Origin of the sequence: Shimia sp. SK013 (assembly GCF_001292625.1) — a bacterium.
In the GTDB taxonomy this organism is placed as follows: Bacteria; Pseudomonadota; Alphaproteobacteria; order Rhodobacterales; family Rhodobacteraceae; genus Shimia.
Genome location: NZ_LAJH01000014.1, coordinates 80,230 through 105,000, shown reverse-complemented (window position 1 = coordinate 105,000; position 24,771 = coordinate 80,230). Strand labels below are relative to the sequence as shown.

Genomic DNA, 24,771 nt, shown 5'->3' with positions numbered 1-24,771 from the left:
CGATGTATGACGCATATGAATTTGAAACAGACGAGTTTACCGGCCACGTGGCAGACCGGATCGTGTACGTCCGCCCAGTAGAGATCGCGGATCTGCCTGTGGAAGTTCAGGATCAGGTTGAGGATGGCGAAACGCTTTATGCGGTGCATGACGCCGATGGCGAACGACTGGCGTTGGTGAAAGACCGAAAGCTGGCGTTTATGCTGGCGCGCGATCACGATTACTCGCCGGTGGCGGTGCATTAAGCGCTGTTAAAGCGGCTAAAATGGGAACCCATCGCGAGGGATCGCGGTGGGTTTTGTTGTTTTGGGGGGGATGGCTGGTATGCGGACGAAGCTCCCGTTCGGTTCATAGACCGTATTTGGTCTGTGCCAATATTAATGGCACTGGCGAAAGCAGTTTTGGCCCACCGCCATGCATTTGTGATTGCGGGAACGTTAATTCCCAGTAGGTGCCATCAAGGGGGTCAACAAGCAATCGGTCCCAGCCATCATCAGATGCTGAAACCTGTTGTAAATCTTCGCGCATACGTCTCTCGATCTCGAGTTCAGTTTGGTCTGCGACGATTGATGAACCTTGTTTGACCCAAGACCCTGCCAATGGTTTTTTAGGTGAGTTTGTCATGGTGAGACTTTGCCGAACGCGTCACCAAATGGCAACGCGATGTCCAATAGCGAATGTCAATTTGGGCTCAAAACGGGCCTTCGATGCTGTATCTAAGTCGTCGCTTGTCCTTTGTTTTCGAGCGGTTTGGGGGCAATCCTTTGGCGGAAGCTTTACGTCGTCACTCCAACTCCAGTGCAACCACGCCTTCGGACCAGCCATCCAAATTGCACCGCGACCGCACATAAACCGTGGTGACGCCCTCCGGCACCGCGACGCCCGACTGAGACCGCGTGAACGGTTGCTCGTTGACGTGTGGATGCGCCAGCACGCGGGTGGTCAGCACTGTGCCGTCCGCCAATTCAACGCGCCAGCCGTCGGCGTAGTGGTCCCAGCCGGTATCGGGGTGCACAAGCGTCACGTCAAAGCGCCATGTGCCGCCCTGCTGACTGGCGCGGGCGTCGGTGATCTGCGGGGCATCGGCGTGGACCGAAACGGTTGCCAGTAAGTACAGGCTTAGGGCAATGAAATGTTTCATGTTTTGAGTGTGCCACAGCGGGGGAATATTGCGAACACATTGTGATAACGGTTTTGTCATGCCTTTATTATCAAACACTTAAGCGAAATTTGACGGTGGCCCGCATTGAGCGATTGATCTGAAACTGGAGGGGGCGCGTAGCTTTTGCATGTTCACATGAGGAGATAGACATGCAGAGACGTAGCTTTATTGGAATGGTAACAGGACTTGCTCTGGCAGCGACGAGCTTCGGAGCCGCGATGGCCGGAAATCAGTCCAAAATGGACATCGTGGACACCGCGGTCGGCGCCGGAAGTTTTGGCACTTTGGTTGCGGCTGTGCAGGCTGCAGGTCTGGTGGACACCCTGAAGGGAGAAGGTCCCTTTACCGTGTTTGCTCCGACAGATGAGGCCTTCGCGGCCCTGCCGGACGGCACCGTAGAGATGCTCTTGATGCCCGAAAACAAAGATAAGCTGGTGGCGATTTTGACCTATCACGTGGTGTCCGGCGAAGTCATGGCTGCAGATATCGCGGGCAAAAAAGCAATGGTGCCGACGGTTCAGGGCAGCGAGATCGCAGTTGATGCCATGCAAGGGGTGATGATCAACGACGCCACTGTGGTGGCCGCGGATGTTGTCGCGTCCAACGGCGTCATCCATGTGATCGATAAAGTGTTGATCCCCGAAGGTTGATCATTTTGAGACAACAAAAAAGGCGCGGTGTAACCCGCGCCTTTTCTAATTCTAACAGTCAGGTTTTAGCCCGAGATCAGACCCATGCTTTCGAGCTTCAGGATCACCTGATGCGCGCAGTTGTCGACGTCGACGTTTTCGGTCTCAACCGACAGCTCAGGGTTCGCGGGCACATCGTAGGGGTCGGAGATGCCCGTGAACTCTTTGATTTTGCCTTCGCGCGCCAGTTTGTAGAGGCCTTTGCGGTCACGGCGCTCGCACTCGTCGATCGAGGTCGCAACGTGCACTTCGACAAAAGCACCAAAGGCTTCGACGTCTTCACGCACGGCGCGGCGGGTGGTGGCATAAGGCGCGATGGGCGCACAGATGGCGATGCCGCCGTTTTTGGTGATCTCGGACGCAACATAGCCGATACGACGGATGTTGAGGTCACGGTGCTCTTTAGAGAAGCCCAGTTCGCTCGACAGGTTTTTGCGCACGATGTCACCATCCAGAAGCGTGACCGGACGGCCGCCCATTTCCATCAGCTTGACCATCAGAGCGTTGGCGATGGTGGATTTGCCGGAGCCGGAGAAGCCGGTGAAGAACACGGTGAAACCCTGCTGGGCGCGTGGCGGCTTGGTTTTGCGCAGCTCTGTCACAACTTCGGGGAAAGAGAACCACTCGGGGATTTCCAGACCTTCGGCCAGACGGCGACGTAGTTCAGTGCCGGAGATGTTCAGGATGGTGACGTCGTCTTTGTCCTGAATTTCGTCCACTGGCTCGTATTGTGCGCGTTCTTGCACCCAAACCATGTGTTTGAAGTCGACCATTGTGATGCCGATTTCTTCCTCATGGGCGCGGAACAGGTCCTGCGCGTCATATGGGCCGTAGAAGTCTTCGCCAGCAGAGTTTTTGCCGGGTCCGGCGTGGTCGCGGCCAACGATGAAGTGGGTGCAACCGTGGTTGGCGCGGATCAAACCATGCCAAACAGCTTCGCGTGGGCCAGCCATACGCATGGCAAGGTTCAGAAGGGACATCGACGTGGTCGACTGTGGGTATTTGTCCAACACGGCCTCGTAGCAGCGCACGCGGGTGAAGTGGTCGACGTCGCCCGGTTTGGTCAAGCCGACAACAGGGTGGATCAGCAGGTTGGCCTGCGCTTCTTTGGCGGCGCGGAACGTCAGCTCCTGGTGCGCGCGGTGCAGCGGGTTGCGGGTTTGGAATGCAACCACTTTGCGCCAGCCCATCTTGCGGAAGTAGGCGCGCAGTTCGTTTGGTGTGTCGCGACGGGCGCGGAAATCATAGTGCACAGGTTGCTGAATGCCGGTGACAGGGCCGCCGAGGTACACTTTGCCCGCTTGGTTGTGCAGGTAGTTAACCGCTGGGTGGGCGTCGTCGTCAGCACCGAAGACCTTTTCGGCTTCGCGGGCTTTGTTCGGCACCCAATTGTCGGTCACAGTCATGGTGGCGAGAATCACGCCTTCCTGATCGCGCAGGGCAATGTCCTGACCGGCCTCAAGGTTTGCAGCGAAGTCTTCGGACACATCCAGGTTGATCGGCATTGGCCAGAGAGCGCCGCTTTCCAAACGCATGTTCTCGATAACGCCGTCGTAGTCCGCCTCGGTCAAAAAGCCTTTGAGCGGATTGAAGCCGCCATTCATCAGCAGTTCGAGGTCACAGATCTGGCGCGGGGTCAAATCCAAGCTGACCAATTCGCCAGCTTCGACTTTGAGTTTTTGCGCGCTTTCATACGACACATACAGCTCGGGGATTGGTGCAAGGTTGTTTTGCATAGGATGAGTCCTGTGTTTGATGGGGGAGAGACCGCTTGCGGTGCCGGTTAGTTCTGCGTGAAGGGCGTTATATTCGGCCAGTTTGCGGTCAAGAAATTGGTCGGTGAGCCGCATTTTTTCTGCGGCTCCACGAGAGGTCAGCGTGTAGGCAAATCGCTGACGTTTGTCTGGGCCGGCACGGTCGCTGATCGAAATATGACCAGCGTCAGCGGCGGCGCGGAGTTGTCCGTTCAGAAGGCCGAGAGAGATGCCAAGTGCCGCCGCGGTCGCGCGCTGGCTGGCACCGGGGGCGGTGTCCAGTTGGCGCAGAAGTCGGAAGAGCAGATCTTCTTCGTCCGGGGTGGGTTTGGTAACAATGTCGGTCATCAACGAAACTCAAAGTGTGTTCACACGTGAACGCAATACACGAAAAATCCGGTTTGGGAAGCTTTTTTCTGCAGGTGCATAGCGATTTTGCGTCCAGTGCAACGCTTCTAATACGGGGTTAAATTTCTGGGGCCGCTGGTTCTGGCTGCAGAATCTGAGGCAGTCTGGCTGCTTTGGTGACGGGCAAGGCGTCCATCGGCTCTGCCACGCCGCGCAGGTCAAGCTGTACAAAAGCTAGATGGTCGGTGTCGTATCCTGCGGTCCTGAGGAGGTCCTTCGAAATCAGGGCCTCGACCGCCAACTCCTTGGTTTTCCCCTCAAGGCGCGATGTGGCATTCACCGTGTCACCGATGATTGTGCGTGGGGCGTTGTCGGCGGCACCAATTTCGCCCATCACCAGTGTGCCAAGGTGCAGCCCCATGCCGATAGCGACAGGCGCGGCTTTCTCGGCTTTGAGTGTTTGATTGAAGGTGGCAAGTGCAGCGCCGATACCAGCGGCAGCATCCAGCGCCGCTTGAGCGGATTCGCCCTCGTTGCCCTTTTCAAAAACCGCCAGCAGGCCGTCGCCCAGATATTTGTCCACAGTGCCGCCTGCACCAGTGATCGACGGGACAATGGCATCAAAGAACCGGTTGAGCAAAAACACCACATCATACGGCAATTGTCCGGTGGTGCGGGCGGTAAAGCTGCGCATGTCCAGAAACAGGATCGCCATGCGGCGCTCTTCGCCAAGGCTTTGGTGCGCGCGGGCGCGACGTCCGTCGGAACGAAAGACCTGCAACACAGTGGCCGGTTCGGTTGGGCGCAACTGACAGGCAAGGCGGGCATTGGGGGGCGCGTTCACGGCCGCAAGGCTTGCGGCTTCTTCGGGGGAAGGCGGGTGCAGCAGGTCGGCGCCGTCTTCGATGATAACGCGACACGTGGTGCAGCGCCCGCGCCCGCCACAAAGGGCCATGTGGTCCACGCCGTTCGCGCGAGACATCTCCAGGAGAGTCATGCCGCGCTGGCCTTTGATTTCTGGGCCAGACACATAGCGGATCGGCACAGCGCCTCTGCGGATCACATAGCGGCGTGTCAGGTGGGTGATGAGGGTCAGGGCAACAATCGCCGCAAAAATCAGCAAGTTGCGGTTGGTGGCCTCTAACAGGACGCCGAATTGTTCGGGGGACAACCAGTTGTAACGCTCGGCCAGTGCTGGGAATGTTTCAGGATCGCTCAGCAGCGCTTTTTGCGCGCGGCCCTGGATCATGAAACCGGTGAGGGCCCATGCGGGGATCAGAGTGGCAAGGCTGATGAGAAGAGGTAGGAATTTGCGCCACCAACTTTGCGCGCGCAGCCAGAAATGCAGCCCCATACAGCCGTGGGTCCAAGTGATGAGAAGCAGAAGCGCCTGATTCCACCCGCTGGCGCTGTCCCAAATCAATCCGACGAGATAGCCCATCCGGTCGTTCAGGCCAAAAAAATCGTTGGCCATGCGGGTGTGAACGATATGGGCGGTCAGAAACAGCGGTATCAGGATGCCAAGGATGATCTGAAACGCCTCCCAAGTTGGCATTTTCAGAGTGCGCCGTCGGGCGAGGCGATAAAGCGCCAGCCCCATGTGCGTGAAGAGCGCGCCATACAGTAGAGCGGTGCCAAGCACAGAGCGGTGCACAGCTTGGCGAATGTCCTGAAACGACTCCATGATTTCAAGCGAGAAGATACCCAGCCCGATATTGAGGAAGTGAAAGAACACGTATGTGAACAGGATCAATCCGGAGAGAATTCGCGCGCGTGTGCGCCAGTTCCCTTTCCAAAGAGAGGAGCTGCCTGATGTTGCCAATGTCTTGTCCTGTTGCCTTTGGCTTAGAGAGTGGCGGCACGAGGGAGGTGGGTCAAGGCGCGGATCACTGTGCGCGTTTGCGCAGAACCACCGGAAGGCCACCTTTTGGTTGCGGAATGGGCACGCGGATCCAGTTAACGGGGGTTTGGTCAGACCGCTCGATACGATGGGTTTTAAGGAGCGCGGCCAGGAAGATCTTTACCTGCATGGTGGCGAAATGCAGACCGATGCATTTATGCGCGCCACCGCCAAACGGAGCCCAAGCGTATTTATGAGTGCGGTCTTCCTGGCGGTCCGGTCCAAAGCGGTCCGGGTCAAATTGTTCGGGTTCGGTCCAGTATTCGGGGGACATCATGACGGTGCCTGGCGTGGCGGAAACCCACGTTCCCGCTGGAATAATGTGTCCCTGCCATTCAAAATCGCGCACGGCACGGCGGGGGATCAGAGGCACAGGTGGCAAAAGACGCAGGGCTTCTTTCAACACAAGATCGGTGGCCTGCATGGATGCCAAGCCCGTGTCGTCAATTGGGCCCGCTGGCAGGGCGTCGACCTCGGTGATTATTCTGTCCTGCCAGTCTGGATAGGTTGCAAGCGCCCAAGCAACTTTGGTTAGGGCGGAGGCGGTGGTGTCATGCGCGGCCATCATCAGAAAGTTGAAATGGTCGACGAGGTCGTCGGCATTCCAGCTGTTGCCGTCCTCATCTGCAGCCAGCACCATTTGGGAGAAAAAGTCGTCACCTGGGGCGGCGCGGCGCTCGGGTATCATCATGGCGAAATTTTGTGTCAACGTGGCACGGGCGGCCATGCCGCGCGCCATTTTGGTGAATGGCACCGGTTTGCGGATCACGGACGTCGCGGCGGCGACTTCGGCACGGAAGGCACTGGACAGCATGTCTGCGCGCGGGTCATCCAGATCAAGTCCCATGAAGACAGCCGCACCCATGCGCAGCGTCATGTCCTTGATCGCAGGGAAGAATTTGAACTGGTTGTCCGTTTTCCAGCCCGTCAGGAGCGTGGCCGTCGCCGTTTCGAGCCGGGCGCGGTAGGCATCCATGACAGGCTTGCGGAACGCCGCCTGCATGATGCGGCGATGCGCACGGTGGTCGTCAAAGTCGCGCAACATCAGGCCGCCGGGAAACAGCCTGTGCAACATGTCCCAACCTTCGTAGGAGGAGAAGAGTTTCTGCGTGTCCCCAAGGATGAATTCGAGCGCATCTGCACTGCCAAGCGAGACCCGCCACTGGCCGAGAACTTTGACTTTATAGACGGGGCCGTAGGTTGCCGCCGCGCCCATGTGCAAGCCGATCGGGTCGCGCAAAAGGTCAAGCGTGTGGCCGACCACCGGCGTCAGGGGCGGGTGGGGGATGTCGTTTAAGGAGAGTGATTTGGCGGCTGTTGCGGGCAAAGGCTGGCTCCGGATGATGTGCGGGAACGCTACGGCTTTGGCACCTGTGCTGGCAACCGACAGTTGCGTCGGTTGCCAGAATTTTTTCAGATCACGTCAGATGTTATTCGTGTTCCGCGATGAATTTTTCGGCGTCCAGCGCGGCCATGCAGCCCATGCCAGCGGAGGTCACGGCCTGACGATAAATGTGATCGGTCAAATCGCCCGCAGCGAAAACGCCAGGAATGGACGTGCGGGTGGAGCCGGGCTCAACGGTCACGTAGCCGCCGTTGTGCAGCTCCAGCTGTTCTGAAACCAGCTCACTCGCAGGCGCGTGGCCGATGGCGATAAAGACGCCTGCCGCGGGGATTTCGGTGATCTCGCCAGTTGTTGTGTGTTTGACCTTCACGCCAGTCACGCCTTTGGGCACATCGGTGCCGACAACCTCTTCTAGTTCGTGGAACCAAAGGGTTTCGATTTTCTCGTGTTTGAACAGGCGGTCCTGCAGGATTTTCTCTGCGCGCAACTCGTCGCGGCGGTGGATCAACGTGACCTTGGACGCAAATTTTGTGAGGAACAGCGCCTCTTCGACAGCGGTGTTGCCGCCGCCGACAACCACGATTTCCTGACCGCGGTAAAAGAAGCCGTCACAAGTGGCGCAAGCGGATACGCCGAAGCCTTTGAAGGCTTCTTCGCTGTCTAGACCAAGCCACTTGGCGCGTGCACCGGTGCAAAGGATTACGGCGTCGGCTGTGTAAAGCGTGCCGCTGTCGCCTTTGGCCTTGAAGGGACGCTCGGACAGATCGAGGTCAGTGATGATGTCGCCGACGATTTCGCAACCCATGGCACGGGCGTGTTCTTCCATCTTCATCATCAGCTCGGGGCCTTGGACCTCGACAAACGACGGATAGTTTTCGACTTCAGTGGTGGTGGTCAACTGGCCGCCGGGCTCAAGGCCCTGCACAAGAACAGGTTCCAACATGGCGCGGCTGGCATAGACGCCTGCGGTGTAACCTGCGGGGCCGGAGCCGATGATCAGAACCTTGGTGTGTTTCGTGTCGGCCATGAGGCACCCTTTTGAAATGTGTTTGCGAGTCCGATAGCGGATATAGCGGCCCCTTGCCCATAGGAAAAGGCCTTGGTCGGTTTCAGGAACACACGGTCTCGCGATCTGCCTTTGGGCGGGATATTGCAAAAGGATATTGCGCAGATGCGAAACATTATTGCGCGTTGGCGCGGCAGTGGTATAAGAACCGCAAACCTTAGGGAGTGACGTTTTCACATGGCTGGACACCGGCTCGATCCGATTGATCGCAAAATTCTCGCTGAATTGCAGGCCGACGGCCGGATGACCAACGTAGAACTCGCCAAGCGAGTCGGTATTTCGGCGCCGCCATGCCTGCGCCGTGTGCGCACATTGGAAGAGGCGGGCTACATTCGCGGCTATCACGCGGATGTGGACAGCCGTGAGTTGGGCTTTGAAGTGCAGGTTTTCGCAATGGTCGGATTGGTCAGCCAAGCCGAGGCGGATCTGAGTGCCTTTGAGGAGCGCTGCCGCAATTGGCCTTTGGTTCGTGAGTGTCACATGCTGAATGGTGAGGTGGATTTCATCCTCAAGTGTGTTGCGCCGGACCTGAGCACGTTTCAGACCTTTTTGACTGAAGACCTAACCAGTGCGGACAATGTTGCGAGCGTGAAGACGTCATTGGTAATCCGTGGGGCAAAAGATGCACCCGGGGTTCCGTTTGAAGTGCTTGAAGAACGATTGAGCCGCGACGCCTGAGACGATACCGCGCATCGCGCTATGCAAGGTATCCCAAGACAAAAAAGGCCGCCCAAAGAGGGCGGCTTTTTTGCGAAATGTCTTGGGTTGCGAAGGCTTAGGCCGCTTTGGCGAAGCCTTCGGCGGTGCGCTTGGCGATGAACGCTGCGCGGCGTGCACCGCGCGCCCATGGCATGGCCGGTGCGTCTGCTTTGGATGCGGCTACGACCGATTTGATAAAGCGTTGGTTTCTCATGTCTGCTCTCCGTGGCTGTCGGCCCTTCTTGCGGGGCCAGTTTGTTTCCGTGTTGAGAACAATTTCGCCTCAGATTGGGGCGGAGATGGGGCAAGATTGGTCAGATTTAAGGAAAATACCAAACCAAATTTTAGGCAATCTGTCTCAATTGTGGCGCTGCGCGGGGAAAATGCCTGAATTTACAGGCGGATCACGGAAATCAGGCGGCCATAATCTGCTTCGCGCGCATGTGTCGTCCGGCGGTATGAGTAAAAGCGGCCGGCGTCAGCGTAGGTACAATGGCGTGTCCATTCCGCAGCGCCGATTCCAGCAGTTCGCAGTCGGTGAAGCCCGTAGCTTGGTAAGTCAAATTGCATCCGGTCGCCTTCGCCTTGGGCGAAAAAGCGACTGTTTTCGGGGGTATGCGCGATAAAGGCGTCCAGAAACTCTGGGCCGACTTCGTAGGCGGCTTGTGAAATGGAGGGGCCGATCACGGCTTTGGTGTTGGCGCGGGTGGCCCCCAGATCTTCCATAGCGTCCAGTGTTGCCTCCAGCACGCCGTCCAAAGCGCCGCGCCAGCCAGCGTGGGTCGCGCCCACGACGCCAGCTTCTGTGTCGGCAAACAGGACGGGTTGGCAATCAGCGGTCAGAACCGCAAGGGCAAGGCCCGGCGTGGCTGTGACAAGGGCGTCTGCTTTGGGGCGGGCACCGTTTTGCGGCTCGGTGATGGTCTGAACGTCGGCGGAGTGCACCTGATAAAGGTGGGCCATATGCGTGAGAGGCACGTTCATGGCCTCGGCCACGCGGGATCGGTTGATGGTGACGATCTCGGATTGGTCTGTGCTGCCCATGCCGCAGTTCAGCCCGGAAAACACGCCAGACGAGGCCCCCCCGCGACGCGTGAAAAACCCGTGACGCACGGGGCCAAGCAAGTCGGACGTGAGGATTTCCAGTGTCATGTGAGGCATCCAGGCGGAGGGGGTGCGCCTTTGGGAAAGAGCGCAAGAACCATGAACAGGTTTCCCATTTCCTGTGGATGCGTCAAGCGCCGATGCGCTGCGATGTGTGATTTCAGCGCTTCGCCGCTAAGATGGGACGCCAATGATTGGGCGCGCTGGGTGATGCCAAGGCGTTCGAGGAACACACCTTGCGGTGTCAGGTCCGCGTGGGCACATGGTGCGGCTTTGGCAAGGGCTTCGAAATCCACATGGGCCGTTAAATCGGCGGTACCGGGTGCTGCGAGCGGATCGGCAGGTGCATGATTTTGCAAGGCCTGCAGCGTGTCACCAAGCGAGGTCCAGCCACCATAGTCAATCAGCAGGGCCACGCCGCCGTGAGTCTGTATGGATGCGCCGATCCGGTCACACACGGCAAGCGCTGGGGCGCAGGTTTCGACGATCTGGTCAGGCACTGTATCCGCAAGGCGGTGTTCGAGGTCCGGCTGTGGCAATTCGGGGCCCAATGCAAAGGTCAGCGCGCCGTCGCGAAAGGTGATCATGCGTTCATGCCAACCAGTGTCGGCGCGCAGGAACTGACGGATCGGCAGGGCGTCAAAAAACTCGTTGGCGACAAGAAACAGTGGTTGGGCAGGCAGCGTGTCGATGCTGCTGTGCCAAGTGGCGTCTCCGACCAGTTCTTGCTGTTTGGCACGCAGGGTGGGCGAGGCTTCGGCCAGATGTACCTTGGCGGCGGCGTGAAAGCCGGGAACCTGACGGGTGGCGCGCAGGATGTCGGCCATCAACGTGCCCCGACCGGGACCAAGTTCTGCCAGCGTGAAGGGCGAAGGGGCGCCCTGATCAAGCCAAGCTTGGGCCAGCGCGAGGCCGATAAGTTCGCCAAACATCTGCGAAATCTCAGGCGCAGTGGTGAAATCGCCGGCGGCACCCAAGGGGTCGCGTGTGGTGTAGTAGCCGTGCTCGGGATGCAGCAGCGCTTCGGTCATGAAATCAGCGACTGTCATCGGTCCGTGCGCTTCGATCCGGGCCAGCAGATGCGGTGTCAGGGCGCTCACGCCGGTTTGGCCCGCGCGATCAGGTACACCCCTAGAAGGATCATCGGCAGGGACAGCAACTGACCCATGGTGAGACCATAGCTGCCAAGTTGCAGGGCGAGGCCGAGCGGATTGCCTTCGGTCACAAAATGCGCGTCGGGTTGGCGGAAGAATTCAACGATGAAGCGCGCGAGGCCGTAGCCGGCAAAGAAGGTGCCGGTGAGCAGGCCGGGGGTTTTGAAACCGTTGCGGCGCCATGCTAGCCAGAGCAATAGCGCGCCAAGGATCAGACCCTCCATCACAGCTTCATAGAGTTGCGATGGATGGCGCGCGCAGAGGCCAAGAAGCTGACCGCAATCCTGCGCTGCATGGCCCGGGAAAACCACGCCCCACGCAACGTCGGTTTGGCGGCCCCAGAGTTCGGCATTGATGAAATTGGCGATGCGGCCCAGCAGAAGGCCCGGCCAGATGCCCAGCACCATCGCGTCCGCAACGCGCAGTTTGTTGAGTTTGTGGGCGCTGGTGTAGATCCACGCCGCGACGACAACCCCCAGCATGCCACCATGAAACGCCATACCGCCTTGCCAGATTTGTAGGATTTCAGCGGGATTGGCGGCGTAATACGTCGGTTTGTAAAACAGCACATAGCCAAGCCGGCCGCCAAGAATTACGCCGAGAATCACCCATGTGAGCAGGTCTTCGATCTGGCGCGGATTGATGGGGGCCTCGTCGTTGGGCCACAAGCGCTGAGCGCGGACAGCGGCCACAACGATGCGCCAGCCGAGCAGAATGCCGACGATATAGGCCAGCGCGTACCAGCGCAGGGCGAACTCCATGCCAAAGGCTGAAATCGAAAATATCTCTGGCGAGATATCGGGGAAGATAATGGATGCGCGCATGGGACCTCACCTGTTGGGGCATAAGTGGGCGCGCAGGGTGGTCAAAGTCAAGGTGGGCAAACGATCTTGTGTCGCCGTCCAACCCGCCCCATATAGGGTTCAGCCAAAAGCGGAGAGATCAATGCAAACCCGTAACAAGTTTATGGACGACATGTCCCAGCTGATGACCAATGCAATGGGCGTGGCCCAAGGCGCAAAGGACGAAGCGGAAAACGCGATGAAATCGATGATGGACCGCTGGTTGGCGGATCGCGATTTTGTCACCCGCGAAGAATTTGACGCTGTGCGGGGAATGGCCCAGAAAGCACGCGAAGAAAACGAGGCGCTCAAGGCGCGCATCGAGGCGCTTGAAAACAAGTAAGTGGTTTTGATCAGGTGTGTTGTACCTGATACTTTGCGACACATGGACAGGGCCGCGCTTGCGGCCTAGTCTCCTTTAGCGAGAAGGAGACGTCATGTCGGATCGCAAGACGCAGCCCCCACGCACCACATTCAGAACCCGTGGCTTGACCAAGGTCTATGGGGAAGGCGCAGCCGCTGTTCACGCGTTGCGCGGGGTGGATCTGGAAGTTCCTGAAGGTGAAATCGTTGTGTTGTTGGGCCCCTCGGGGTCCGGCAAGTCGACGCTTTTGAATATCCTTGGTGGCTTGGACCGGGCAAGCGACGGCGAGGCCTTTTTCCAAGACCAGAACCTGAGTGAGATGAGTGATCGCGCGTTGACGATGTATCGACGCGACCACGTTGGGTTTGTCTTTCAATTTTACAATCTGATGCCGTCGTTGACCGCGTTTGAGAACGTCGAGCTGGTCACCGAAATTGCCGAGAACCCGATGGAGGCGGACCGCGCCTTGCAGTTGGTGGGGCTGGGCGAACGGGTGAACCACTTTCCAGCGCAAATGTCGGGAGGGGAGCAACAACGTGTGGCGATTGCGCGCGCGGTTGCCAAGAATCCAACGGTGCTGTTTTGTGATGAACCCACGGGCGCGCTCGATAGCGCGACAGGGCGGGCCGTGTTGCATGTGATCAACGACATCAACCGCGAACTCGGTGCAACGGTGATGATTGTGACCCATGCGGCGGCGACTGCGCAGATGGCACATAGGGTCATTCATTTTGCCGATGGTGCCATCCGGTCAGTGACTGAGAACGACACCCGAGTTAGTCCTGACGAGATCGCGTGGTGATCTGATGCGGGCGCTTGATCGGAAACTTTTGCGGGATATGTGGCGCATCAAGGGGCAAGCGGGGGCGATTGCTGTCGTGGTTGCCGTCGGTGTTCTGTTGCAGGTGATGATGTCAGGCATGATTTCGTCGCTCGAGGAAACGCGGGCAACCTATTATGAGCGCTATCGGTTGGCGGATGTGTTTGCACCTGTGACACGCGCGCCGCAAAAGATGCTGACGCGGCTTGCGGAAATTCCGGGTGTGGCCGCTGTGGAAGGTCGCGTACAGGGCGGGGCTTTGGTGGATATTGTCGGGCAGGACTTGCCCGTGAGAGCACAAGTTCTGAGCCTGCCGGAGTGGCGCAATCCCTGGCTGAATGATGTGTATCTGTCGGAGGGGCAGCGACCGCGGATCGGGCGCACGGATGAAGTGCTTTTGCTGCGCAGTTTTGCGCGGGCGCATGATCTGGCGTTGGGCGATGTTTTGTCGGCGACACTTTATGGCAGCAAGCGCACCTTCCGCATTGTGGGGATCGCGCAATCGCCGGAGTTTCTGTTCACAACGGCCCCCGGAGAGTTGGTGCCTGACGATGCGCGCTTTGCCGTGCTGTGGTTGAACGCCGAAGCGTTGGAGGCTGCGTTTGATTTGAAGGGCGCCTTTAACGAAGCGCTGTTGTCATTGGAGCGTGGCGCGGACGTCGCGCCTGTTCTGACCGCTGTGGATTCGTTGTTGGATCGTTACGGCGGGCTGGGGGCATATGCGCTTGAGGATCAAGTCAGCAATCGGTTTCTGAGTGAGGAAATCAAGGGATTGAAGGCGACGTCCAAAGCGGTGCCGCCCATTTTCATGGGGGTCGCGGCGTTTTTGTTGTACATCGTCGTGAGCCGAATGGTCAGCGCAGAACGCGAGCAGATCGGTTTGATCAAGGCGTTTGGCTATACGGACACAGAGGTTTCGCTGCACTACTTCAAACTTGTGGTGAGTATTGCTCTTGCAGGTGCGGCGCTTGGCTGTTTGGGCGGGGTCTGGGCGGGGCGCGCGTTGGCGGGGCTTTATCAAGCGCTGTATCATTTGCCGTTTCTGGTGTTCCGTGTTGACCCGTCGAGTTTCGCATCAGGGGTTTTGATTTCGGTTTTGGCGGCAGTTGTGGGCGGCGTGTCGGTGTTGCGGCAGGTTTTTGCCCTGACACCTGCTGTGGCGATGCGCCCACCGGCGCCTGCGGATTATTCCAAGTCAGGCGCGCTCACTGCGGCGCTTAAGACTTGGCTGGATCAGCCGAGCCGCATGGTGCTTCGTCGGGTGTTGCGCAATCCGGGGCGCATTTTTGGCGCGGTGATTGGTATCGCCGCGGGCATGGGGCTGAGTTCGGCGCAAATGTCGGTGATGTCTGGGTTCAACGATGTGCTGGACACGACCTATGGTGTGATTGACCGCTCAGATGTGGCTGTGACGTTTTTTGAGCAAATGCCGGACAAGACGGCGTTTGATCTGGCGCATTTGCCCGGTGTCATCGAGGTGGAGCCGATACGAGCCGTGGGGGCCGTCCTGCGCAATGGCACCGAAAGCTATCGCGGGTCAGTGACGGGGCTTGTGGAAAACGCGCGACTGAATCGCGCCGTGGATGCGGATCATGCCGATATTGCGATGCCTGACAACGGCATTGTGCTGGCAAAATCTCTGGCAGACACGCTGGGCATTGGCGCGGGCGACACGGTGTCGGTGGACGTTCTAGAGGGCCGGCGGCCGGTGTTGGAATTGCGCGTCGCTCGGATTGCCGAGACTTTGATGGGGGCGCCGGCGTTTATGCACATTGAGGCTCTCAACCGTGCGCTGGGCGAGCCTGGACGGATATCGGGCGCCTACATGCGGGTTGATGCAGGCGCCTATCCGGCGTTGTTTTCTGCCCTGAAAGATGTGCCCAGTGTTGCCGGTGTTACCCGCAAAAATGATGCCCGTGCGGCGATGAAGAAGTTGATGGACGAAGGTGCGGGCACCATGCGCTATGTCATGGCGCTGATTGCGGGCGTGATTACCTTTGGCATTGTTTACAACAGTGCGCGCATCAGTTTTGGTGAGCAATCACGCGACCTTGCCAGTTTGCGGGTCATGGGGTTCACCCAAGGCGAAGCGGCGTTCATTTTGCTTGGGGAGCTGGCAATCGTGGTCTTGCTGGCGCTGCCGATCGGGGTGCTATTGGGCTATGGATTATCGTATCTGGTGGCTGCTGGGTTCAGCACCGATCTGTACCAGATCCCGACGGGGTTCCGCCCTGAAGCCTTTGGCGTCGCGGGAACAGCAGTGGTTATGGCCGCGTTGATCAGCGGGTGGCTGGTAAAGCGCGAAATCGAGCGGGTCGACCTTGTGGCGACCCTGAAGACGAGAGAGTGAGCGGGATGGCTAAGAAGAGGCAATCGCGGCGAGTTGTGACGGTGACAGCGGCTTTGGTGATCGCAGCAGCGCTTGGCGCGGCGTTTTGGCCCAAGCCCATGCCGGTGGATCTGGGCGAGGTGACGCGCGGTCCATTGGTGGTCACGGTCGATGAAGAAGCCCGCACTCAGGTGCGCGATCCCTATGTGGTGTCCACGCCCATCGCAGGGCGCTTGATGCGCGTGGCGTTGGAACCCGGCGATTTTGTCGAAGCCGGAAAAACCGTGGTGGCGCAGATGCTGCCGACCAATCCGGCCGCGCTGGATATCCGCACGCGCGAGCAGGCAAACGCCTCGATCGCGGCGGCTGAGGCCGCGTTGCGCGTGGCGGAGGCAGATGTAAACAAGGCATTGGCGGATCGCGATTTGGCCGAAGAGGACGTGAAGCGCGCCCGCGCTTTGTTCAAGCAGGACACCATATCGAAGGCTGCATTGGACCGTGCGGAGGGCACCTGGCGGTCCGTTCAGGCCATCGTCGATACCGCGCGCGCCGCGATTTCAATGCGGGTTGCGGACCTCAATAACGCCAAGGCGCGGTTGATCGGATTTGATGATCAGGGGCTGTATCAGGCCGCGCCCGGTGCGGACAGCAAGCCGATTTCGCTGCCATCCCCGATCACCGGGCGGGTGCTGCGTATCATTCAAAAAAGTGAAACCACGCTTGGGGCTGGTGCGCCCATTCTTGAAGTCGGTGACACCGCAAGTGATCTGGAAGTGGTGGTAGAATTGCTGTCCACTGATGCCGTTCGGGTGGATGTTGGAAATCGGGTCATCATCACCAATTGGGGTGGGGCCGGCGATTTGGCGGGCGAGGTCGAGCGGATTGATCCTTGGGGGTTTACCAAACACTCCGCGCTGGGCGTTGAAGAGCAACGGGTGAACGCCGTAATCCAATTCACCGGCGATCCTGAGCAATGGCGCACATTGGGCCATGGATTTCGGGTTGAGGCCCGAATCGTGGTCTGGGACGTAGAGGATGCGCTGATCGCGCCCTCCAGCGCCTTGTTTCGACAAAATGGTCGCTGGATGGTGTTTGTCGCCCAAGCAGATGGCGCTGCGGTGTTACGCGAGGTGCGGGTTGGCCGCAACAACGGGCTGAATGCGCAGATTTTGGAGGGGCTTGAGGCCGGGGAAAACGTGGTGCTCTACCCTTCCGCCGGGCTGACCGATGGCGCAAAAATAGTGCAACGCGCAGCAAACTGATCCTGACGGGCAGGTGGTGTGTGGTTGGCGACGTGGGCACATCTGTGTCTCAAGTGGCTTTAGAGCAATGCGGGGGAGCCCGTAATTTTTATACAATCAGCGAGGAATTAGGTCTCGCGCGGAGCTGGCTTGCGAGGGGCAGGTCACGCCTGCGTCTTGTGCTGAATTCAGTTTAATCCACAACTTATTGCGTTATCCACAGATATTTTGCTTTACAGAGGACAGCCACCGCACCACGATATGTTGTAAGAGCCGTGGCAGTCGCCACAGGGTCTAGAGCAGGCACCAAGCGCTAGGGGCGCTGCCGATCCCCAAGCGCAACAGCAAAAACGAGGTGGCGCTATGGCATTGTCCGAACAGTTTTTTGACGACGACCTCCATCCTATCGACATCGTGGAGCACATCGCGACGCACTACGATTGGAACTTTGATCGTATCGCTGATGACCAGATCGCAATGGCCGTAGAAGGCCAGTGGAAGACCTATTCGATCACGCTGGCGTGGTCGGCGTACGATGAAACACTTCGCCTGGTATGTTCCTTTGAAAATGAGCCACCAGAAGAGAAGCTGCCGCAGCTCTTTGAGGCGCTTAACGCTGTGAACGACGAGTGCTGGGCGGGTGCATTCACATACTGGCAGAAGCAACAGTTGATGATCTATCGTTATGGTTTGGTGCTGACTGGTGGTCAGGTTGCAAGCCCCGAGCAGATCGACACCTTGATCCGTCTGGCCGTCGAAGCCTGTGAGCGATTTTACCCGGCGTTCCAGCTTGTGGTCTGGGGAGACCGCAAGGTTGAGGATGCGATGCAGGTAGCCATTGCAGAGGCCTACGGGCGGGCGTAACACTTTCCCCCGAACGAAATTGAGGGGAAATTTCATGGACATGAAAGACGTGGCAGCGAACGGGCTGGTCCTGCTGGGATGTGGCAAGATGGGCTCGGCGATGTTGCAGGGCTGGTTGGCAGACGGGCTGCCCGCGACGTCGGTTTGGGTTCAGGATCCGTTTCCCAACGATTTTGTCAAAGGCGCCGGAGTTCATGTAAACACCGACCTGCCGAAATCACCCGCGATAGTGCTGATTGCTGTGAAGCCCCAGATGATGGCAGATGCTTTGCCAACTTTGGCGGCAATGGGCAATGGCGAGACATTGTTTGTGTCGGTGGCCGCCGGCATTTCGATCGCAACGTATGAGGACATGTTGGGGGCGCAGACACCAATCGTGCGCGCGATGCCGAACACTCCGGCGGCGGTTGGCAAAGGGATTTCCGCGATTATTGGCAACACTCTCGCAGGAGCGGAAGGTCTGGACGCAGCGGAGGGCTTGTTGCGCGCTGTGGGGCAGGTTGTGCGATTGGAGCGCGAAACCCAGATTGATGCGGTCACAGGGGTTAGCGGTTCTGGTCCGGCGTATGTCTTTCATTTGATTGAGACTTTGGCGGCAGCTGGCGAGGCGCAAGGGTTGCCGGCGGAGTTGTCGATGGCGTTGGCCAAAGCCACCGTCGCGGGCGCTGGAGCTTTGGCTGAGGCGGCTGATGAGACGCCGGAGCAACTGAGGATCAATGTGACAAGCCCGAATGGCACAACCCAAGCAGGGCTTAAGGAATTGATGGACCCGGCGGACGGTTTGCCTCCATTGATGTTGCGCACAGTCGGCGCCGCAACGTTGCGCAGTCAGGAGTTGTCCAATGGCTGAGATCGACTTTGACGCGTTTTTGAAGGTCGATATCCGTGTGGGGACGGTGACCCGTGCCGAGCCTTATCCTGAGGCGCGTAAGCCTGCGATCAAGCTGTGGGTGGATTTTGGCGGCGACATTGGTGAGCGCAAAAGCTCGGCCCAGATCACCAAACACTATGAGCCCGAGCAGTTGATTGGCAAACAAGTGATGGCCGTGGTGAATTTCCCGCCGCGCCAGATTGGCAAGTTCATGAGCGAAATCTTGGTGCTTGGATTGCCGGATGCGGATGGGGAAATTGTTTTGATTGGACCTGACAAAGATGTGCCCGCTGGAGGGCGAATGCATTGAAAAAATTATATATTACACGCCCTTTACCAGAGCAGGTGGAAGAGGCGGCGAGAAAAGACTTTGATGTGGTTTTGCGGCGCAACAATAGCCCGCTGAGCCAGGGTGATATGCGTCATGCGCTGCGCGAATACGATGTGATCCTGCCAACGTTGGGCGATATGTTTGACGCGCAGGTTTTTGCGGACGTGCCCGCGCCGCGCTGTAAACTGCTGGCCAATTTTGGCGTCGGTTTCAACCACATAGACGTTGCGGCGGCGCGTGCTGCGGGGGTTGAGGTGACCAACACGCCGGGGGCGGTGACCGACGCGACGGCGGACATTGCGATGACGCTCATGCTGATGAGTGCGCGGCGCGCGGCTGAGGGCGATCGGTTGGTGCGGTCGGGTAAATGGAGCGGGTGGCATCCGACGCAAATGCTGGGCATGCATCTGTCGCGCAAGACCGTGGCGATTGCGGGCATGGGGCGCATTGGTCAAGCCATTGCGCAGCGGTGCTTCTTTGGCTTTGGGATGAAGGTACTTTATTGGAATCGCTCAAAAAAACCGATGGAAATTGAGGTTGAGCGGGTCGAGGATCTGAGTGAAATGGCGGCCGTGGCCGACGTTGTTGTGGCGGCTGTTCCTGGCGGACCGGAGACGCACCATCTGTTTGATGCGGATGTGTTCAACGCCATGCAACCGCATGCGCATTTCATCAACATTTCGCGCGGTGAAGTGGTTGATGAACAAGCGCTTATTGCGGCACTGCAGGACAAGGTTATTGGCGGTGCGGGTCTGGATGTCTATGAGTTTGAACCCCAAGTGCCGGACGCATTGAAGGCGTTGGACACCGTCACTCTGTTGCCGCATCTGGGCACGGCGACGTCTGAGGTGCGCACCCAAATGGGGATGATGGCGATCGACAATCTGCGGGCGTTTGCGCGCGGTGAGACACCGCCCAACAGGGTGTAAAACCGCGGTCGGTATCGCGTCGGTATTGCGACTGTATTGCGACAGTGTCAGCCGAGCGGTTGATCGCCCATCGCATCGCGCCAATGACGGCGGCACAGAGACACGTAGGTTTCGTTGCCGCCGATCTGAACCTGCGCCCCTTCGCGCAGGGCATTGCCGTTCTCGTCCTGGCGCACGACCATCGTGGCTTTCTTTCCGCAATGGCAAATGGTGCGAACCTCACGCATTTCATCAGACAGCGCCAGAAGCGCGGCTGAGCCGGGGAAAAGGTGCCCCTGAAAATCAACGCGCAGGCCGTAGCACATCACCGGCACCTTGAGATCATCAACTGCGCGGGCCAATTGCCAGACCTGTTCCTGGGTCAGGAATTGCGCCTCGTCGATGAAAACGCAGGCAAAGTTTTCTTCGGTGGTTTGCACCCGAATGCGTTCAAAAAGATCGGTTGTGCCGTCAAATGTATCCGCGTCCTCGGAAATGCCGATGCGCGAGGCGATTTTGCCCGCGCCAGCGCGTTTGTCGAATTGCGCGGTCAGCAAATAGGTCGACATGCCGCGTTCACGATAATTGTGGGCGGCTTGCAATAGCACCGTCGATTTGCCGGCGTTCATGGTGGAGTAGTGAAAATAGAGCTTGGCCAAGAAAGTACCTGTGGGTCGAGTGTGGCGGTCTGGGCGATTGCATCGCCGGTTTGCCATTTTCTAACTGTCTCTCGCCAAAAATACCACTGGCGGAGGGCATCTTGTTGCGATCATTTGGGCCTTAAGCCGCAGAACGCCAATCAAAGCTCAGTACGTTCCCTGATTGCGGCAGGAGTGGGTCATCCAGAGAAAACGGGCAAAGCGGATCTGAAGGCGATCCCTGATCCCGAGGCAGATCTTTTCCGTGCAACAGCCTGTAGGGCAGCCGTTCGAAATCTTCGGAGAACAAGCGATTCACGATCTCAAGGCCCTCTGGCGTGTATTTGTTCAAATAGCGATACGTGGTCTGGGTAAAAGCGTGCGGCGAGATGAGCGCACCCTCAAATTGAACATTCGCGATCATTTCGTTGGCTGGCTTGGCACCCAATTTGGCGCAAATTTGTGCAAAAGAGGCTTCGAACGTTTCCAAAAAACCGACGTAGTCAACAGCGGGCGTTCCTTCGATGAGCATGTGACGATAAAGCGGATGGCCTGCAGGCATGGGCAACCCAGCTTCGTGCAGGTCCGACAGATGCTGCAGGAAAGCCAAAAAGCCTTGATTGAGCACAAAGAGCTCGGCGCGAATTTCTTTGGCAGAAAGATATTCGGGCGGGTTTTTGGCCAGTCTTTTCTTGCGCTGCATGAAGCCCGAGTACATGCGGTCGTAAGGATTGCGCACGAGGGTGGCGCGTTGAAGCTTAGGCGACGCGTCCGGCAGTTGGGCCGCCTGATCCAGAGGAATGTGTTTGTCGACATGGGCGCCGATAATTTGGTTGAAGTGGCGAAACGACGGCGCGCGTTTGGTGTCCAATTCGACCAAGCGTCGCTTGACGGTGGTTGAGCCGCATTTCCAAGGCAAAAGCCAGACAAAGGGCGGTGTGTCGCTGACAATCATCTCGGGTCCATCGCCAAGCGCGCCTATCGCATAGGTTGATATTACCTACCTAATATAACGGTAATGGCGTTTCGTCGAGCGGTGTCGAATTTTTGGGCAATTAGGGAAAACTCTGCTGACAACAAAACGGGGCGGAAATTAACCAATTTCCGCCCCGCCCCAGCGCTGAGGGTGCACTTCCCGTCCCTTAAAGGCTTTGACCTTTTGGGGATGGATGAGACGGTCCGTGCGGCCGGGTGGGCTGCGGGGCACCGATGGACAGATCGATACGTGCCTAAGTCAGCCCCTTTGCTTTAAACTTTTAACTCGTCACTCCGGATATGTGCATCCGGTCTTTTTCAAATGACAAATTTCGGTTAAGTCTTTAATGGGAAAAGACTTGGCAAATTCCCCCAAAACAGGGGCGCCGGAAAACGGAGCGCGCGTGATGAGTGTTGTAGGCAGCTATCTCAAGAAACACACCGAGGCCTTGGTTAAGGACGTGGGTATTGAGGCAGCATGTGAGTTGAGCGGTAAATCAAAGGCCACATTGGGGCGGTATTATTCGTCCCATGATGAGCATCTGGATCGGTTTATGCCGATTGATGCGGTGGCTGCGCTTGAGGAGGCGGCGTCTTATCCGCATGTGACATCGGCCTTGGCCGAGCTGAAAGGCAGCACGCTCAACCATGATCAACGTCGGCGCAATTCCGATGACAAGGGCGGTGTTAACGCAGATGTTATCGCCCTGAGTCAGCGGTTCGCGGTGTTGATGGGCGAATATGGCCAATCCATCGAGGACGGGATCATCACTGTGACCGAAGCAAAGCGGCTGTTGCGGGAAACCGTGGCTTTGCAGCAAGTTCTGGTCGACATGAAGCTGCACCTTGAGGAGGAAACGGTCTGAGCACGCCGCCGCGAACTGAACGGCGACCGCTGTTTCAGGCGGAGCGCCTAACACCAGAGCTTTTGCACCAGTTTCTGGTGGATCTGGAATCCACCAAAAGTTCATCCGAAGTCTGGGCCCTGATTGTGGGCGTCGGGCGGGATTTGAACCTGCCGTTTGTGGATTTTGTCACGGCTGACAATTATGAGGATTGGAAGCGTACATTGTTTGTACGCACGTCCTATGATTCCAGCTGGTTGAATGACCTGAACGCAGACCCGGATGTGGTTAAGTGGTCTTATTTTCGAACACACGTGATACACCACCTGACACCTTTGGCCACCGGGGTGGAGTTTATCGACGACTATATGCACATCCCGGAAGCGCGGTATGAGGTTCTCAAGGAGGCAGCGCGCCGCGGAATGCGGGCCGGGTTTTCGATTCCGCTGCGGACGCATGCGCCGCCGCAGGCCTCGATGATTACGTTTTCAGGCGATCACACCAAACGCGAGATGCGGCGCATTATCCAGACCCATGGCTGGGTGTTGAACTCGGTCGCGATGATGGGGTTTCAACGCTATATGACACATTTTTCCGCGGAGTTTGTGGATCGAAACCGGATATCGGAAAAGCAGCGTGAGCTTTTGGAGATGATCGGTGCAGGGCTGCAGGACAAGGTGATCGCAGAACGGCTTGGGGTCACGGTCTCGGCGGTGCGACAGCGTATGAACAATATTCTGGCGAAGACCGGCTTGGCCAATCGCGCCGATCTGGCGGCGTTGGCGATGAGTGTCGGGTTGGTGCCTGATCCGTTGAGCCGCTCGAATGCAAGCGATCCAGTGATTTTGGTGGAAATGGGCGTCGCGCCCCAGGGCAAAGGGCGGTTTCGGCGCCGTGATCCGCGAGATCATTGAGTGCGGTCGCATAGGTGCGGGCGGCCGAAAATAAGGGTGCCCCGGAAAAACCGAGACACCCTCACGTCATAAAAGGACATACAAGAACACATGCACGGGTGTGCAATAGACAACCCTCCGTACGGGACTGCACAGAGTAGAAGGGAGTTGTGGAGCAATTCCAAAACCTAAACTGACGTCACAGGCTACCTGGGGAAGTAGCGCGGCGAGACGAAAGCACCTTCCAAGGTTAATGGTAGCGCAGGAACGTAAACGAGTCTGTGACAGTCGAATGCAAACCCACGCCTCTTGCACTGTCAATTAAGGCAGGTATTGAGGATTTAACTACATATAATGGCAGTTATTGCGCCAAGGCTGGTCGCAAATACCGACTCGCTGTTTCTTCGGGTACGAGCCGGTGCTGAGGGTTTTAGTGCCGACGCACCAGAACAGATCCAACCGAATATCCGGCGCCGAATGAGCAGATCATGCCATATTCTCCGGGCTGCAAATCATCAGAAAATTTGGAAAATGCGATGATTGATCCGGCTGACGAGGTGTTGGCGTAATCCTGCAAGATGTTGGGTTGTTCGCCGGTTTCGGGGGTGCGGCCCATGACCTTTTTGCCAATGAAATCGTTCATCGACTTGTTGGCCTGATGCAGCCAGAGACGGCGCACGTCGGAGATGCCCTCGGCCTCGAGGTGGTTGAGCATATGGGCGGACACCATCGGCACAACTTCTTTGAACACCTTGCGGCCGTTCTGCATGAACTGCATGTCGCGACGGTCGTCGACTCCATCGGGGCGCGAGCGCCGCAGGAAGCCGAGGTTGTTGCGGATATTGTTGGAGAATTTTGTAGCGCAGCGGGTCGAGATGATCTCAAAATAGTCGCCCTTGGCGTCCTCGCTGCGTTCGATCACGGTTGCGGTGGCCACGTCGCCAAAGATGAAGTGGCAGTCGCGGTCGCGCCATTCCAAATGGCCGGAGCAGATTTCCGGGTTCACAACAATCGCGCGGCGCACGGAGCCGGAACGCACCATGTCGGCGGCGGCCTGAATGCCAAAGGTGGCCGAGGAACAGGCAACGTTCATGTCAAAGGCAAAGCCACCTGCGCCCAGTTCCTGTTGAATTTCAATGGCCACGGCGGGATAGGCACGTTCCATATTGGAGGCGGCGCAAATCACCAGATCGATGTCAGAGCCTTCGAGGCCAGCCTGCGTCAGTGCCTTGGTGCAAGCGTCCACAGCCATCTCGGTCATGACACCGGGTTCATCGTCGCCGCGTTGGCGCAACAGAGGGTGCATGACGTCGGGGTCCAGAACGCCGGATTTGTCCAGCACGTGGCGCTGCTCAATGCCGGAGGCCTTGAAAATGAATTCACTCGAGGAATGTGGCACGGGGTCCATGTCGCCCGCTGCAATCGCATCTGCGTTTTGCGCGTTCACCTTGTCGGCATAGGCGTTGAAGCTCTCGACCAGCTCGTCGTTGGTGATGACTTGATCGGGGGTAAAGACACCGGAACCGGTGATGGCTGGCTGGAACATGGATCACTCTTGCTGTTCTTGTGGCGCGCAGCTAGCACCCAAACCCCCCTGAAGGTCAAGAGTTTACTCTAGGTCAGTCAAGG

Annotated in this window: 26 protein-coding genes; 13 read left to right on the top strand and 13 right to left on the bottom strand. The window is 58.0% G+C overall.

Features of this window, described 5'->3' with window-relative positions:
• The first annotated feature begins 2 nt into the window (after positions 1–2).
• Positions 3–245 (top strand): DUF1150 family protein, encoded by a 243-nt coding sequence (locus SHIM_RS14035; RefSeq protein WP_054003307.1) that lies wholly within the window; start codon positions 3–5, stop codon positions 243–245.
• A gap of 103 nt (positions 246–348) precedes the next feature.
• Here the strand turns inward: SHIM_RS14035 and SHIM_RS20015 are convergent, their stop codons facing one another.
• Positions 349–624 (bottom strand): Imm27 family immunity protein, encoded by a 276-nt coding sequence (locus tag SHIM_RS20015; protein WP_082358406.1) that lies wholly within the window; start codon positions 622–624, stop codon positions 349–351.
• Between the two features lie 160 nt (positions 625–784).
• Entirely contained in the window at positions 785–1,141 is a 357-nt protein-coding gene (locus SHIM_RS14030) for a hypothetical protein (RefSeq protein WP_054003306.1), read from the bottom strand.
• Between the two features lie 170 nt (positions 1,142–1,311).
• Between SHIM_RS14030 and SHIM_RS14025 the strand changes: the two genes are divergently transcribed.
• Positions 1,312–1,812 carry a fasciclin domain-containing protein gene (locus SHIM_RS14025; RefSeq protein ID WP_054003305.1) on the top strand — a complete coding sequence of 167 codons (501 nt, stop codon included), beginning with the start codon at positions 1,312–1,314 and terminating at the stop codon, positions 1,810–1,812.
• Positions 1,813–1,877: 65 nt separating this feature from the next.
• Here SHIM_RS14025 and SHIM_RS14020 read toward each other — a convergent pair whose 3' ends face one another.
• The 4 genes from SHIM_RS14020 to trxB form a co-directional block, all read right to left on the bottom strand.
• Complete coding sequence (locus SHIM_RS14020; protein WP_054003304.1) at positions 1,878–3,953, bottom strand: bifunctional sulfate adenylyltransferase/adenylylsulfate kinase; 2,076 nt, start codon at positions 3,951–3,953, stop codon at positions 1,878–1,880.
• Between the two features lie 118 nt (positions 3,954–4,071).
• Positions 4,072–5,706, bottom strand: coding sequence for an adenylate/guanylate cyclase domain-containing protein (locus tag SHIM_RS14015; RefSeq protein WP_054003303.1), 1,635 nt, complete (start codon positions 5,704–5,706; stop codon positions 4,072–4,074).
• 133 nt (positions 5,707–5,839) lie between these two features.
• Entirely contained in the window at positions 5,840–7,180 is a 1,341-nt protein-coding gene (locus SHIM_RS14010) for a cytochrome P450 (protein WP_054003302.1), read from the bottom strand.
• Positions 7,181–7,283: 103 nt separating this feature from the next.
• Complete coding sequence (gene trxB, locus SHIM_RS14005; protein WP_054003301.1) at positions 7,284–8,225, bottom strand: thioredoxin-disulfide reductase; 942 nt, start codon at positions 8,223–8,225, stop codon at positions 7,284–7,286.
• 216 nt (positions 8,226–8,441) lie between these two features.
• Here trxB and SHIM_RS14000 point away from each other — a divergent pair, with 216 nt between their 5' ends.
• Positions 8,442–8,942, top strand: coding sequence for an Lrp/AsnC family transcriptional regulator (locus SHIM_RS14000; protein ID WP_054003300.1), 501 nt, complete (start codon positions 8,442–8,444; stop codon positions 8,940–8,942).
• A 97-nt stretch (positions 8,943–9,039) separates the two neighbouring features.
• Here SHIM_RS14000 and SHIM_RS20425 read toward each other — a convergent pair whose 3' ends face one another.
• The 4 genes from SHIM_RS20425 to lgt all read right to left on the bottom strand — a co-directional run bounded on the left by SHIM_RS20425 (position 9,040) and on the right by lgt (position 12,045).
• The gene (locus SHIM_RS20425; protein WP_193749931.1) at positions 9,040–9,177 is read right to left on the bottom strand and encodes a hypothetical protein; all 138 of its coding nucleotides are present in this window, start codon (positions 9,175–9,177) and stop codon (positions 9,040–9,042) included.
• Between the two features lie 179 nt (positions 9,178–9,356).
• Positions 9,357–10,115, bottom strand: coding sequence for a peptidoglycan editing factor PgeF (gene pgeF, locus SHIM_RS13995; protein WP_054003299.1), 759 nt, complete (start codon positions 10,113–10,115; stop codon positions 9,357–9,359).
• On the bottom strand, positions 10,112–11,167 hold the full coding sequence (locus SHIM_RS13990; RefSeq protein ID WP_054003298.1) for a class I SAM-dependent methyltransferase: 1,056 nt from the start codon (positions 11,165–11,167) through the stop codon (positions 10,112–10,114). Before SHIM_RS13990 ends, pgeF begins: the two co-directional genes overlap by 4 nt.
• Positions 11,164–12,045: a prolipoprotein diacylglyceryl transferase gene (lgt, locus tag SHIM_RS13985; protein WP_054003297.1), complete on the bottom strand. Its 882-nt coding sequence runs from the start codon at positions 12,043–12,045 to the stop codon at positions 11,164–11,166. The genes SHIM_RS13990 and lgt overlap by 4 nt, the downstream gene beginning before the upstream one ends.
• Positions 12,046–12,166: 121 nt before the next feature.
• On the opposite strand from lgt, the gene SHIM_RS13980 reads away from it, so the two are divergent.
• The 8 genes from SHIM_RS13980 (at position 12,167) to SHIM_RS13945 (ending at position 19,812) form a co-directional block, all read left to right on the top strand.
• The gene (locus SHIM_RS13980; RefSeq protein ID WP_054003296.1) at positions 12,167–12,406 is read left to right on the top strand and encodes an accessory factor UbiK family protein; all 240 of its coding nucleotides are present in this window, start codon (positions 12,167–12,169) and stop codon (positions 12,404–12,406) included.
• A 94-nt stretch (positions 12,407–12,500) separates the two neighbouring features.
• On the top strand, positions 12,501–13,229 hold the full coding sequence (locus SHIM_RS13975) for an ABC transporter ATP-binding protein (RefSeq protein ID WP_054003295.1): 729 nt from the start codon (positions 12,501–12,503) through the stop codon (positions 13,227–13,229).
• A gap of 4 nt (positions 13,230–13,233) precedes the next feature.
• Positions 13,234–15,597 (top strand): ABC transporter permease, encoded by a 2,364-nt coding sequence (locus tag SHIM_RS13970; protein WP_082358405.1) that lies wholly within the window; start codon positions 13,234–13,236, stop codon positions 15,595–15,597.
• A gap of 5 nt (positions 15,598–15,602) precedes the next feature.
• Positions 15,603–16,838, top strand: coding sequence for an efflux RND transporter periplasmic adaptor subunit (locus tag SHIM_RS13965; protein ID WP_054003293.1), 1,236 nt, complete (start codon positions 15,603–15,605; stop codon positions 16,836–16,838).
• A gap of 342 nt (positions 16,839–17,180) precedes the next feature.
• Complete coding sequence (locus SHIM_RS13960; RefSeq protein WP_054003292.1) at positions 17,181–17,681, top strand: YbjN domain-containing protein; 501 nt, start codon at positions 17,181–17,183, stop codon at positions 17,679–17,681.
• A gap of 34 nt (positions 17,682–17,715) precedes the next feature.
• Positions 17,716–18,531 (top strand): pyrroline-5-carboxylate reductase, encoded by an 816-nt coding sequence (gene proC / locus SHIM_RS13955; RefSeq protein ID WP_054003291.1) that lies wholly within the window; start codon positions 17,716–17,718, stop codon positions 18,529–18,531.
• Entirely contained in the window at positions 18,524–18,862 is a 339-nt protein-coding gene (locus SHIM_RS13950) for a tRNA-binding protein (protein WP_054003290.1), read from the top strand. The genes proC and SHIM_RS13950 overlap by 8 nt, the downstream gene beginning before the upstream one ends.
• Positions 18,859–19,812 (top strand): 2-hydroxyacid dehydrogenase, encoded by a 954-nt coding sequence (locus SHIM_RS13945; RefSeq protein ID WP_054003289.1) that lies wholly within the window; start codon positions 18,859–18,861, stop codon positions 19,810–19,812. Before SHIM_RS13950 ends, SHIM_RS13945 begins: the two co-directional genes overlap by 4 nt.
• A 47-nt stretch (positions 19,813–19,859) precedes the next feature.
• On the opposite strand, the gene SHIM_RS13940 is transcribed toward SHIM_RS13945, so the two are convergent.
• The gene (locus tag SHIM_RS13940) at positions 19,860–20,450 is read right to left on the bottom strand and encodes a thymidine kinase (protein ID WP_054003288.1); all 591 of its coding nucleotides are present in this window, start codon (positions 20,448–20,450) and stop codon (positions 19,860–19,862) included.
• A 121-nt stretch (positions 20,451–20,571) separates the two neighbouring features.
• A complete protein-coding gene (locus SHIM_RS13935; protein ID WP_054003287.1) occupies positions 20,572–21,384 on the bottom strand; it encodes a sulfotransferase family 2 domain-containing protein in 813 nt (270 codons plus the stop codon).
• Between the two features lie 427 nt (positions 21,385–21,811).
• On the opposite strand from SHIM_RS13935, the gene SHIM_RS13930 reads away from it, so the two are divergent.
• Both SHIM_RS13930 and SHIM_RS13925 read left to right on the top strand, forming a co-directional pair.
• Positions 21,812–22,270 carry a hypothetical protein gene (locus SHIM_RS13930; RefSeq protein ID WP_054003407.1) on the top strand — a complete coding sequence of 153 codons (459 nt, stop codon included), beginning with the start codon at positions 21,812–21,814 and terminating at the stop codon, positions 22,268–22,270.
• A 77-nt stretch (positions 22,271–22,347) separates the two neighbouring features.
• The gene (locus SHIM_RS13925; protein WP_054003286.1) at positions 22,348–23,163 is read left to right on the top strand and encodes a helix-turn-helix transcriptional regulator; all 816 of its coding nucleotides are present in this window, start codon (positions 22,348–22,350) and stop codon (positions 23,161–23,163) included.
• 409 nt (positions 23,164–23,572) lie between these two features.
• Here SHIM_RS13925 and SHIM_RS13920 read toward each other — a convergent pair whose 3' ends face one another.
• Positions 23,573–24,688, bottom strand: a complete 1,116-nt coding sequence (locus SHIM_RS13920; protein WP_054003285.1) for a beta-ketoacyl-ACP synthase III — start codon at positions 24,686–24,688, stop codon at positions 23,573–23,575.
• Between the last annotated feature and the right edge of the window lie 83 nt (positions 24,689–24,771).